10 protein-coding genes are annotated in these 12561 nt (G+C 70.3%); 8 read left to right on the forward strand and 2 right to left on the reverse strand.

What is annotated here, in order from left to right; translation table 11 throughout:
• Positions 1-47 precede the first annotated feature (47 nt).
• Positions 48-920, forward strand: coding sequence for a shikimate dehydrogenase (locus I0C86_RS29935; protein WP_196204662.1), 873 nt, complete (start codon positions 48-50; stop codon positions 918-920).
• Positions 921-1017: 97 nt separating this feature from the next.
• On the forward strand, positions 1018-2439 hold the full coding sequence (locus I0C86_RS29940) for an Nramp family divalent metal transporter (protein ID WP_196204663.1): 1422 nt from the start codon (positions 1018-1020) through the stop codon (positions 2437-2439).
• Positions 2440-2485: 46 nt separating this feature from the next.
• Here the strand turns inward: I0C86_RS29940 and I0C86_RS29945 are convergent, their stop codons facing one another.
• Positions 2486-4381 (reverse strand): bifunctional sugar phosphate isomerase/epimerase/4-hydroxyphenylpyruvate dioxygenase family protein, encoded by a 1896-nt coding sequence (locus tag I0C86_RS29945; RefSeq protein ID WP_196204664.1) that lies wholly within the window; start codon positions 4379-4381, stop codon positions 2486-2488.
• 23 nt (positions 4382-4404) lie between these two features.
• A complete protein-coding gene (locus I0C86_RS29950) occupies positions 4405-5058 on the reverse strand; it encodes a TetR/AcrR family transcriptional regulator (protein WP_196204665.1) in 654 nt (217 codons plus the stop codon).
• 423 nt (positions 5059-5481) lie between these two features.
• Between I0C86_RS29950 and I0C86_RS29955 the strand changes: the two genes are divergently transcribed.
• From I0C86_RS29955 to I0C86_RS29980, 6 genes are all read left to right on the forward strand, one after another.
• Positions 5482-6633: an ROK family protein gene (locus I0C86_RS29955; RefSeq protein ID WP_323373928.1), complete on the forward strand. Its 1152-nt coding sequence runs from the start codon at positions 5482-5484 to the stop codon at positions 6631-6633.
• A 32-nt stretch (positions 6634-6665) separates the two neighbouring features.
• On the forward strand, positions 6666-7715 hold the full coding sequence (locus I0C86_RS29960) for an extracellular solute-binding protein (protein WP_196204667.1): 1050 nt from the start codon (positions 6666-6668) through the stop codon (positions 7713-7715).
• 172 nt (positions 7716-7887) lie between these two features.
• A complete protein-coding gene (locus I0C86_RS29965) occupies positions 7888-8961 on the forward strand; it encodes an ABC transporter ATP-binding protein (RefSeq protein WP_196204668.1) in 1074 nt (357 codons plus the stop codon).
• Entirely contained in the window at positions 8958-10754 is a 1797-nt protein-coding gene (locus I0C86_RS29970; protein ID WP_323373930.1) for an ABC transporter permease, read from the forward strand. Before I0C86_RS29965 ends, I0C86_RS29970 begins: the two co-directional genes overlap by 4 nt.
• Positions 10742-11590, forward strand: coding sequence for a creatininase family protein (locus tag I0C86_RS29975; RefSeq protein WP_196204670.1), 849 nt, complete (start codon positions 10742-10744; stop codon positions 11588-11590). Before I0C86_RS29970 ends, I0C86_RS29975 begins: the two co-directional genes overlap by 13 nt.
• Positions 11587-12540 (forward strand): amidohydrolase family protein, encoded by a 954-nt coding sequence (locus I0C86_RS29980; protein ID WP_196204671.1) that lies wholly within the window; start codon positions 11587-11589, stop codon positions 12538-12540. The genes I0C86_RS29975 and I0C86_RS29980 overlap by 4 nt, the downstream gene beginning before the upstream one ends.
• Positions 12541-12561 lie beyond the last annotated feature (21 nt).

The following is a 12561-nucleotide window of genomic DNA, read 5'->3' on the forward strand; positions in this document are numbered from 1 at the left end:
GGCTCGGACCGGTTCCATCGACGAACGAGGACGGGAGCACCACGCCAATGCCACCCTGCCGGTACGGCCTGATCGGTTCTGGGATCGGGGCGTCGCTGTCACCGGTGCTGCACGAGACCGAAGGGCGCCAGCACGGCCTCGACCTCTCGTACCGGCTGATCGACGTCGACGTGCCGGGAACACCCGCCGACCTGGGCCGGCTACTGGACGACGCCGAGGCCGACGGGCTGGCCGGGCTCAACATCACCCATCCGTTCAAGCAGCGGGTGGTCGACCTGCTCGACGGACTCTCCCCGCAGGCCCGGGACATCGGCGCGGTGAACACCGTCGTCTTCCGCGACGGGCAGCGGCTCGGGTTCAACACCGACGCGTACGGGTTCGCCGAGTCGTTCCGGCGGGGCCTGCCGGGGGCGGCGGTCGACCGGATCGTACAACTCGGTGCCGGTGGCGCGGGCGCGGCCTGCGCGTACGCCCAGCTCCACGCGGGCATCGGGCACCTCACCGTGGTCGATCCCGACGCCGACCGGCGTGGCCTGCTGGCGGAGGCCCTGAGCGTCCGGTTCGAGACCGACCGGATCGCGGTGGCGACGCCCGAGGAGTTGCCGGAGGTCATCGGGTCGGCCGACGGCCTCGTCAACGCCAGTCCGGTCGGCATGCGCGCACATCCCGGCCTGCCGCTGCCGGTCGAGTTGCTGCACCCCGGCCTGTGGGTGGTGGACGTCATCTACATGCCGGTCGAGACGCCACTGCTACGGGCCGCCCGGACAAGGGGCCTGCGTGCCGTCGGTGGTGCGGCGATGTGCGTCTTCCAGGCCGCGGCGGCGTTCGAGTTGCTCACCGGCCGGACCCCGGACACCGAGCGGATGCTCGACCACCTCGACCGCCTGCTCACCGAAGGTGGACGCCATCTCCGGGCCTGACCCGGTACGTCCGTCACCCCTGCCCGAACCACCGGCCACCCCCGAACCACCGGCCGGCGCTGGAACCGCCCAACCACCACCCCCCGATGGAGTAGCGATGAGCCAACCAGCAACGAGACCAGGGACAACCGTGCCGCCCGGCGGCATCGTCACGCAGGACCTGCCGGAGCCTATGTCGCTACGCAGGATGGTCGGTCCCGGCGTGGTAGCCGTCGGTATCGGCCTCGCGGCCGGGGAGATCGTCCTCTGGCCGTACCTCACCGCGATCGGTGGGCTGGGCCTGCTGTGGCTCGCGTTCGCCACCCTCGCCGTCCAGTTCGTCATCAACATGGAGATCGAGCGCTACACCCTCGCCACCGGTCAGACCGCCGTCGCCGGGTTCTCCCGATGGTGGAAGGGCTGGGGCATCATCATCTGCCTGGCGGGCGCGTTCCAGTACGTCTGGCCGGGCTGGGCGACCGGCGGGTCGACCGTCTTCACGTACCTCGTCGGCGGTGGGAACGCGGTCTGGATCACCGTCGCGGTTCTCGTCGTCATCGGTGTGCTGCTGTCCATCTCGAAGGTCATCTACAGGACCGTCGAGCGGGTCGAGATCGTCAAGGTCGCGCTCACGCTCTTCTTCCTCGCCGTCGTCGTGGTCTTCGTGATCTCGGCCGCGAGTTGGGGCGAGGGCGCCAGGGAGACGGTCGTCGGATTCGGGCAGATCCCCGAGGGCATCACCTTCACCCTGCTGCTCAGCGCGATCGGCGCCGCCGGTGCGGGCGGCGTGCACAACCTGGTGCTGAGCAACTGGATCCGCGACAAGCGGTACGGCATGGGTGCGCACGTTCCGCGCCTGATCTCCCCGATCACCGGACAGGAGGAGGCGTCCGGCGCCGACCGGTACGCGTTTCCGCAGGACGACCGGAACCTCGACCGGTGGCAGACCTGGTGGAAGCGCGCCAACATCGAGCACCTCCTCGCCTTCCTGCTGGTCTGCTTCGTGACCATCACGATCATGAGCCTGCTCGCCTACGACACCCTCTTCGGCCGTGACGACCTCAAGTCCGACACGTCCTTCCTCCGGATCGAGGGCGACGTCCTCGCGGCCGAGGTCGGCACCTGGCTCAAGCTGCTCTTCTTCGCCATCGCCGCGGTCTCCCTCTGGGCCGCCGCGATGGGCCTGCTCGACGTCATCGGCCGGGTCGCGAGCGACTTCCTGCGCCGTAACTACCTCGCCACCTCGACCCGTTGGACCGAGGCCCGGCTCTACCTGGCGGTCGTCTGGGGCGAGATCGTCCTCGGCTCCGTCATCCTGCTCGCCGGTTTCACCCAACCGATCGGACTGCTACTGGTCTCCACCTGCGCCGCCTCGGTCGTCACCCTGCTCTACTCCGTCCTGCTCGTGCGCCTCAACGTCAGGGACCTTCCCGCCGCCATCCGAATGCGTGGATGGCGTCTCGGCGGCATGCTCGTGGCCATCGGCTTCTACGGCTTCTTCGCCATCGCCATGGTGGTCACCCAGATCCAGAAACTCTGACGGACGCGGTGGCCCGGCCGGGGACGACGACATCGTCCCCGGCCGGTCAGCTTCCGGCGAGCCGAAGATGGCGGTGGGCCGCCATCCGCACGGGTGCGTTGGCATCGCCGCATCCGTCGTAGCCGGCGATGCGTTGCACGATCTCGAAGAAGACCCGACCGCCGTAGACCGGGGTGTAGAGGTGGAGCAGTTCGCCGCCCCGCTGGTCGCGGTCGTAGAGGATGCCGCGCCGGCGTAACCGGTCGACGAGGTCGGCGGGAAGTGCGAACCGCGCGACGAGATCGGCGTAGTAGTTGCCCGGTACCGGCAGCGTCGTGCCGCCGAGCCGGTCGACGGCGGACGCGGTGGCGAAGATGTCGTCGGTGGCGAAGGCGACGTGCTGCGGGTCGACGACGGCGGGAGCCCACTCGCCACGACGGAGCAGGGCCGCGGTGAGCGCGAGCCGTACGGCCCGGTCCGTTGTGCTGAAGGCCCGCGACCGCATCAGCCCGAACGGCGCGGCGTACTCCTCGGTGGTCAGCCGGGCGAGCCCGAGCACGGAGCGGTAGAACAGCCCCGCCTCGTCGAAGTTGTCGAAGGGCTGCGCCAGCCCGAGATGGTCGGTGGCGGTCAGTAGGGCGGCGCCGGTGTACTCCTCGCCGGTGGGCAGGAAGTCCGCCCGCCAGCCGTCGTCGCGGCTGAAGAACACCGACGTGCCGTCGGGGGCGGCGACGGCGGCGAGATCGGACTCGCGGGCACCGCGAACGCGGGACAGCACCGGGGCGAGCAGTGCCTCGGCGCGGACCCGGGACCGTCGCGGATCCGCGGTGGTGAGCGCGAACGCGCTGATCGCGGCCGTGCCAGGGGTCTGTGGACGGGTGACCGCGCTGTTCAGGACCACCCGACAGGCCGCCTGCTCCCACAACTCCACCGGCTTGGAACGGTGCTGGCCGGTGTGGGCGAACCCGATGCCACGCAATGCGGCCCGGAGTACCGGACCCGACTCCCCGTCCACGGCGAACTCGGTGAAGGCGTGTCCGGACAGCGGCGGCGCCGCCGGCAGCCGGCGTACGCCGACGTCCGGCACCGCCGACGGCCGCAGGCTGTCCTCGAGCGTGACCAGCGACCGCATCGCGTCGATCGCGGCGCGTGCCGGATCGGCCTGCCGGAACACGTCGTTGAACACCTCGAGCGACAACGGGCCGGTGTATCCCGTGGCCAGTACCCGGTGGACGAGGTCGGTCAGGTCGAACGACCCCTGCCCGGGGAAGAGCCGATGGTGGCGGCTCCACTGCAGGACGTCCATGTCGAGCCGGGGCGCGTCGGCGAGCTGGAGGAAGAAGACCTTGCCCGGGGTGATCTCGGCGATCCCGGCCGGACTGACCTCCCGGGACAGGACGTGGAAGGAGTCCAGGCACAGCCCGAGCGCCGGATGGTCGGCCCGCGCGACGATCCGCCAGGAGTGGTCCCAGGTGGAGACGTGCCGTCCCCACGCCAACGCCTCGTACGCGATCCGGATGCCCCGGGCCTGGGCCCGGTCGGCCAGCAGGGCGAGTTGTTCGGCGGCCAGATCGTCGTCGTCGATCGCGACCGGGGCGACCGAGGAGCAGACCAGCATGGTGTCGACACCCAGTTCGGCCATCACGTCGAACTTGTGCTCCGCGCGGGCCAGGTTGGCGGTCAGGGTCTGCGGTGGTACCGCCTCGAAGTCGCGGAACGGCTGGTACAGGTCGATGGTGAGCCCGACGTCGGCGCAGCGGGCCCGCACCTCGGCCGGGGTCCAGGGCGTCACCACCAGGTCGTTCTCGAAGAGTTCGATGCCGTCGAACCCGGCGTCGGCCGCTGCCGCGATCTTGTTGTCCAGGGTTCCGGAGACGCAGACGGTCGCCATCGACCGGCGCAGCCCACCGGGCGCGGGGCGGGGCGGACGTCGGGTTGTGGCGGAGGCCCTACTGCTGCTCATGGCTCACCTTCCGACCGTACGGGTCAGCGTCGGCCGAGATAGCCGACGACCATCTCGGCGAGCATGGTGCGGTAGTGCCGGCGGGTCGTCGGGTCGAGGAGGTCACGGCCGAAGAGTGCGTTGAAGGTGTGCCGGTTGGCGACCCGGAAACAGCAGTACGCACTGATCATCATGTGGATGTCGAGCGCGTCGACGTCGGTGCGGAACGCGCCGTCCTGCTGTCCCCGGTCGAGCACGCCGCGCAGGACGTCGACCGCGGAGCTGTTGAGGTCGACGAGCCGGGCGACGTGGGTCATGTGCTCGGCCTGTTGGGCGTTCTCGACGCCGACCAGCTTGATGAAGGCGGGATGTGCCTCGTGATGGTCGAAGGTGACCTCCGCGATGCGGCGGACGGCGGCGACCGGGTCGAGGTGGTCGACGTCGACGGCCCGTTCGGCGGCCCGGATCTCGGCGTACGCGCGTTCCAGCACGGCCAGGTAGAGCTGTTCCTTGCCCTCGAAGTAGTAGTAGATCATCCGTTTGGTGGTGCGGGTACGCGCAGCGATCTCGTCGACCCGTGCACCGCTGTATCCCCGGTTCGCGAACTCCTCGGTCGCGACGTCGAGGATGTCGGCGCGGGTACGTTCGGCGTCACGCCTGCGGTCGACCTTGGGTTCCGGTGGCGCCTGGCCGGCCATGACACCCTCTTCTCGCCTGGGGCCCAGCAGACCCGGTGTCCCGGGCAATCGACCAGCTCTCGCCACGGCTGTCACGTCTCCAGGATAACGAACGTACTAGTCCGTACATCGTGGCACCTTCGATCGGCCGGCGCGAACGGCAACGCCGCCCGGGAAATCGTCGTTCCTGTCCTTGATGGACAAGGATGTCGATCATTGCGACGTGTCCATGTTCCGCTTCCGGGTGCCGTGCCGCCGTCGGCGGAGCCGCGCTGGCCGGTACCGCCGGCCCCGTGCGTCCGATGGGTTCCGGGGGAGCGGCGTACCCAGGGCCGCCCGTTTTCTCCCCGTGCGAGGGCGAAGGTCCTGGTAGCGGGACGGGCGAGACGCGATCGTTACTTGACGGAGATAGTTCGTTCGCCGTAGAAAAGAATGGTGACTGACGTGGTCAACCCACCAACCAGCCCGGTAAGTCGGGAACGGTCCAAAGAGATCAAGCGACTCTCGGTGATCTCGGCCGCCCGGCAGGCCAGGGTGCTGTCCCGGGCCGAGTTGACCGAGTTGACCGGGCTCAGCCCGGCCACCCTCACGCCCCTGGTCCGTGCCCTGATCGCCGAGGGTTACCTCATCGAGCGGGGGCCGGGTGCCTCGCGTACCGGCCGGCCCAGAGCCATGCTGGAGTTCAATCCCGGCGCCGAACTGGTTGCCGCGGTCTCGCTGGAGCCGTCCCGGATCAGTTGCGAGATCGCCGACAGCGACGGGACGGTGATCGCACACCGCAACGCCCGGTTGCACACCGACATCGTCGAGACGATCTGTCGATTCGTTCCGGAGCTGGTCGGCGAGGCGATGTCGGCTCTGCGTGGGGTGGCGATCGCGGTCCCGGGCGTCTCCTCCGGCGGTGCGGTGCGGTTGGCGCCGTCGGTGGGCGTCATCGAGGGGCAGCCGATCGGCGACTCCGTCCAGGCCATCCTCGGCGTGCCGGTGGTGGTGGACAACGACGTCAACCTGATGGCCGCCGGCGAGCACGCCGCCGGAGCCGGCAACGACGTCACCGACCTGCTGCTGTTGCACGTCGCCGACGGCATCGGCGCCGGCCTGATCCTGGACGGCCGGGTCCGCCGGGGTGCCGCGGGTGCGGCGGGGGAGGTCGGCTTCCTGCCGCTGGAACCGGGCGACCAGGGCCACGACGGCGTGGGTCCGTTCGAGGCGCGTTGGTCGGAGAACGCGATCGCCGAACGGGTCGTCGCGCTGCGTCCCGGTCGGCGGCCGACGGCTCCGGTACGCGAACTGGTCGAGTTGAGCCGTACCGACGACGAGGCGGCCGGCTACCTGCGCGAGGTGCTCGGCGCCTGGGCCCGGCTGATCGTCTCCTGCGTCTGCGTGGTCGATCCCGGCCGGGTGCTGCTCAGTGGTGCCGCCGCCGACCTCGACGACGCCGCCCTCGACCTGCTCCAGTCTCTCGTCTCGCTGGCTGCTCCGGCCGCCACCGAGGTCCGCCGCGCGGTCCTCGGCGACCGGGCGGTGCTGCACGGCGCGGTGAGCTATGCGCTCGCCGCGGCGACGGCTCCGGCCGTCGCCGCTGGATCCTTCTGATTCGCATGATTCCCCACCCCCGGAGGTAACCCATGAGACGTCGACTGGCGCTGGTCGGAGCGCTTGCCATGATGGTCACGAGCCTGGCCGCGTGCGGCGGTGGCGGTGACGAGGCCACCGACGGCACCGCGGCCGCCGAGAAGATCGTCATCTACACCGCCCGCGACAAGAAGGTCGCGGAGTTCGTGGTCGGCAAGTTCACCGCCAAGTACCCGGAGTACCAGGGCAAGGTCGAGCTGCTGACCCTCGGCGCGCAGGAGATCCTGGAGCGGGTGCGGGCGGAGAAGGCCAACCCGCAGGGCGACGTCTGGTGGGGCGGTACCCAGCAGGCGCTGTCCAGCGGGGCCACCGAGGACCTGCTGGCCGGCTGGCAGCCGGCCTTCGCCGCCAAGATGGACGCCGCCTACAAGGACCCCCAGGGCCGCTGGTTCGGTGAGATCCTGCTGCCCGAGGTCATCATGTACAACAACAAGGCGGTCCCGGCCGACCAGGCCCCGAAGGACTGGGACGACCTGATCACGCCGGCCTGGAAAGACAAGATCATTATCCGTGACGTGGCGGCCTCCGGCACGATGCGCTCGATCTACGCCTCGATGATCCAGAAGCTCTCCCCGGACGGCAGCAACCCGCAGCCCGGCTACGACTGGCTGCGCAAGCTGGACGCCAACACCACCGACTACGCCGCGAACCCGGCGGACCTCTACCTCAAGATGTCCCGCCAGCAGGGCGTGATCAGTCTCTGGAACCTGCAGGACATCCTGTTGCAGGCCAACCAGGCCAAGATGCCGTTCGGTTACGTCATGCCGGCCTCCGGCGCGCCGGTCCTGGTCGACGGGCTGGCCGCGGTCAAGGGCGGCAACACCACGGGCGCCCAGAAGTTCATCGAGTTCCTCTACGACGACGCGCTCCGCGCCGAGTTGGCCCGCGACTACTTCCAGATCCCGGCGATCGAGATCGCCGAGCAGCCGGAGTGGCTGGCGAAGCTCGGCCTGAAGCCGATGAACGTGGACTGGAACGTGATCGCACAGCACGAGACCGAGTGGATCAACCACTGGAACAGCGACATCAAGAACAAGGGCTGACCATTCCGGTGCCGGCCCGGCCCACCTATCCGGGCCGGCACCACCCGCTCGGCGCGCCGGTCCGGGGGTCGACCCGGACCGGCGCGCCGATCCGGCGCCACCTGCCGGTGGCACCGTGCCGCCATCGAGTCGTAGACGACGCGTTCCGGACCGGACGCGGGGGAGGGACATCATGATCGGTGTCACGTTGGAGTCGGTCAGCAAACGCTTCGCGGGTGCCGGTGACACCGCAGCGGTCGACGATGTCGACATCAGCATCGACGCCGGCGAGTTCTTCACACTGCTCGGGCCGAGTGGCTGCGGAAAGACCACCACGCTGCGGATGATCGCGGGCTTCTACTTCCCCACCTCCGGGCGGATCCGGTTCGGCGGGGAGGACGTCACTCGCAAGCCGCCGAACAAGCGGGACACCGGGATGGTGTTCCAGAACTACGCGCTCTTCCCGCACCTGTCGGTCGCGCAGAACGTGGGCTACGGACTCAAGATCCGCAAGGTGCGCGGGGCGGACGCCCGGTCCCGGATCGCCGAGGCGCTCGACCAGGTGCACCTGGCCGGGTACGGCGACCGCCGGATCGACCAGCTCTCCGGTGGCCAGCAGCAGCGGGTGGCGCTGGCCCGCGCCCTGGTGATCCGGCCACGTACCCTGCTGCTGGACGAGCCGCTGTCCAATCTGGATGCCAAACTGCGCGAGGAGACCCGGACCGAGATCCGTCGGATCCAACGGGACGCCGGTCTCACCTCCATCTATGTCACCCACGACCAGGCCGAGGCGATGGCCATGTCGGACCGGATCGCGGTGATGGAATCCGGACGGGTCCGGCAGATCGGCACCCCGCAGGAGATCTACCACCGGCCCGCCACCACCTTCGTCGCCCGGTTCATCGGCCGCAGCAACGTACTGTCGCTGCCGGTGCTGGCGGCCGATGCGATCAGCGTCGAGGTGCGGCTGGCCGACGACACGAGCCGTACGGTGGCCGCGCCCCGGGAGCACGGCCTGACCGAGTCGGCCACCGCGCTGATCTCGATCCGGCCGGAGCACATCGGGCTCTGCGGGCCGGACGAGCCGGAGGCGCTGGCCGGGCGCATCACCGATCTGGAGTTCACCGGCATGGCGACCAACCTGACCGTGGACGTCTCGGGCCAGGAGTTGATGGTCGCCACGGTCGAGGTACCGGACGGGCTCGCCGTCGGCGACCGGATCGGGCTGCGGCTGCCGGCCGCCCGGATGTGGGTGGTGCACCCGTGACCGCCGCGACGACCACCGCCCCCGAGCCGCCCCGGACCGGTTCGCCCCGATCCGGCGATCCCGCTCCGGGACGTCGGCGGTCCCGGTTCACCGACCGGCTGCTCGGCGGCGCGGGCGGCGGCTGGTTCCCGTACCTGTTGGTCCTGCCGCTGGTCGTGGTGCTCTGGGGCTACGTGGTGCAGCCGATGCTGGCCACCTTCGCCCAGAGCGGCGACGGCGACGGGATAGCCAACTACACCAGTTTCCTGTCCAGCGCCGGGGTCGCCCGCAGTTCGCTGCTCACCTCGCTGGGCATCTCGGCGGCCAGCGTGCTGCTCTGCGGGATCGTCGGGGTCGCGATGGCGTTCCTGCTCAAGCGGTTCGCCTTTCCGGGGCGCCGGCTGATCGAGGCGATCATCCTGGTCCCGGCGGCGCTGCCGCCGCTGATCGGCGCGATCTCGTTCCAACTGCTCTACAGCGAGACCGGGATCCTGCCCCGTGGCCTGCAACAGCTGTTCGGCACGGAGTCACCGGTCCTGCCGTTCGACGGCATCGCCGGGGTGCTGGTGGTGCACACCTTCACCATGTACCCGTTCTTCTATCTGGCCGCCTCCGCCGCGCTGGCCGGGATGGACCCCTCGGTGGAGGAGGCCGCCTACAACCTCGGCGCGGGTCGGGTCCGGGTCTGGCGCACCGTGTTGCTGCCGATGCTCACCCCGGCGCTGGTCTCCGCCTCGCTGCTGGTCTTCATGACGTCGCTGGCGTCGTACACCGCGCCGTTGCTGTTCGGTGTCGACCGCACGATGACGATGCAGATCTATATCAACCGGACCAACGGCGATCTGCCGATGGCCTCGACGTACGCCTCGGTCCTCGGCGTGGTGTCGGTGCTCTTCCTGCTCGGCATGCGCTGGTACGAGGGGCGGCGCAGCTACCGGTCGCAGTCCAAGGGAGTCTCCGCGCACCGCCGGGAGATCAGCAACCCGGTCGGCCGGTGGCTCGCCCTGGTCGGGTCGCTGCTCGCCACGGTGGTGCTGCTCGCCCCGGTCGCCACGATCGCGGTGGTCGCCTTCTCGGTCGACGGCTCGTGGACCACCGAGGTGCTGCCGACCGAATACACCATGGAGAACTTCGTCGCCATCTTCGCCGAGCCGCAGGCCTTCCAGCCGATCGTGAACTCGCTCCAGATGAGCCTGCTGGCCACCGTCGGGTGCGTCGTGTTCGGGGTGCTGATCGCGTACGCGGTGCGCCGGCTCACCTTCGTCGGCCGGGGGCTGCTCGACGTCGCGGTGATGCTCGCCTGGGCGCTGCCCGGCACGGTCGTGGCGATCAACCTGATCGCGGCGTTCAGCACCGGAAACGCGTTCAGCCTCGGGCAGGTGCTGATCGGCACGTTCTGGATCATGCCACTGGCGTACTTCGTGCGGTTTCTGCCGCTGGTGTTCCGGTCCAGTTCGGCGGCGCTGGCCCAACTCGACCCGTCGCTGGAGGAGGCGGCCCGCAACCTCGGCGCATCCTGGTGGCGGGCCTTCGGGACCGTCACGCTGCGGCTGATGCTGCCCGGCGTGCTGGCCGGTGCGTTGCTCGCCTTCGTGCACGGGGTGGGGGAGTTCGTCGCCTCGGTGCTGATCTACACCTCCAGTACGGCGCCGATCTCGGTGGCGATCAACAACCGGATGTACTCGTTCGAGATCGGTACGGCGGCGGCGTACGGGATGCTCCAGGTCGCACTGATCTTCGTGGTGATGGTGGTGTCCGGCCGGCTTCAGGGCGGCGGCCGGGCGGTCCGGGAGGCGACCCGATGGACGAACTGACCGGCGGGAACTGGCCGGCCGACGGCGGACTGATCCCGATCGAACGGGTGCCCGGGGTCCGGTTGCCGGCCGTCGCGGCGGCGGCCGACTTCGCGGTCCTGCCGGTCGGCGCGGTCGAGTGGCACGGCCCGCACCTGCCGCTGGGCACGGACCTGATCCTGGCCGAGGGCTTCGCCGGGGAGAGTGCCGGCGGCCACCGGGGCGTGCTCTTTCCGGCGGTGGCCTACACCGCCTGCCCCGGCCAGACCCGGCCCTGGCCGGGCACGGTCGCGATCCGCCCCGAGGTGGCCGTCGGCTACCTCTGCGACGTGCTGGAGGGAATCGTCGCCGCCGGCTTCCCACGGCTGCTGGTGGTCAACGGACACGACGCCAACATGTCCACGGTCCGGGCCGCGATGGAATGGGTCTCCGGCCGGCGCCGGGCCAGCCTGCTGCTGGTGAACTGGTTCCAACTGGTGACGCCCGCCGAGACCACGGAGCTGTACGGCGACCGGCCGGCCCGGGGGCACGGCGGCGCGTACGAGACCTCCGGCGTCCTCGGCTTCGACCCCGGGGCGGTACGCCTCGACGCGGTCGACGACCTGCCGCCCCGGCCCAAGTTGTCGACCGGTCATCCGTACGTGCTTGTCGAGTCCCGCCCGGATCCATGGGCCGGATGGTCCGGTCACGTCTCGATGGCAACCGAACCGATCGGCGGGCGGGTACGGGAGTTGGCCGGTACCCGGCTGCGCGAGGTGGTCGACGCGTGGCTCGCCGCCCCGCTGCCCGGCCCACCGGGTGCGGGTCCGGCCGGGACCGATGCGGCTACCGTGACCGGGCTCGAGGAGGAATCGTGACCGTCGACAGGGGACTCGACATCGTCGACTTCCACCTGCATTTCCGGATCGGTGCCGACCAGACCGTCCAGGCCTGTGAACACGCCGTCGGTATGCATCCCGGTGGCGAACGGGGGGCTGCCGTACGCGCGGCCGGCGCCGCCCCGTACGCGGCCCGGTGGCGCCGGGCGTGGTCGTTCCCCGAGCCGGAGCCGCCGGCCGGGCACTGGCCGGACGAGGCCGACCGGTGGGTCACCGAGCTGCGTGAAAACGGGATCCGGCGGGCCGTCTTCGTCACCGGCGGCGGCAATGACGCGGTGGCCGACGTGGTCGACCGGCATCCCGACCGGTTCCTCGGCTTCGCCCACCACGACCCGTTCGCGCCCGGTGCGGCGGACGAACTGGAGCGGGCGGTGACCGAACGCGGGCTGCGGGGCTGGAAGATCTTCGCCCCGCTGGTCCGGGGCCCGCTGGACGATCCCGCGCTCGACCCCGGCTGGGAAACCGCCCAGCGGCTCGGCGTGCCGGTGCTGGTGCACGTCGGGCACTACGGCAGCGCGGGCGGCCTGCCGTCCAGCCCGTACGACAGCCCGAACCACCTGGCCCGGGTGGCCCGCCGCTTCCCCGAACTGGCCTTCGTGGTGCCGCACTTCGGTGTCCAGCACATCCAGGAACTGCTCTTCGCCGCCTGGGGCTGTGCCAACATCCACGTCGACACGTCGGGGTCGAACCAGTGGGTGCGCTGGATGCCGTACCGGTTGACGCTCGAGGATCTGTTCCGGCGCTGCTACGAGACGATCGGGCCGGAGCGGATCGTCTTCGGCAGCGACTCGTCCTGGTTCCCGCGCGGCTATGTCGGCCGGTATCTCGACGACCAGTTGCGGATCTGTCGGGAGATGGGGATGCCGGACGCCGACCTTAGGGCGATCTTCGCCGGCAACGCGGAGCGGCTGCTCGGCCTGACTGGTTGAGCATCGTCGGCCCACGCCCGC

It is taken from the genome of Plantactinospora alkalitolerans, assembly GCF_015690345.1.
Classification (GTDB): Bacteria; Actinomycetota; Actinomycetes; order Mycobacteriales; family Micromonosporaceae; genus Plantactinospora; species Plantactinospora alkalitolerans.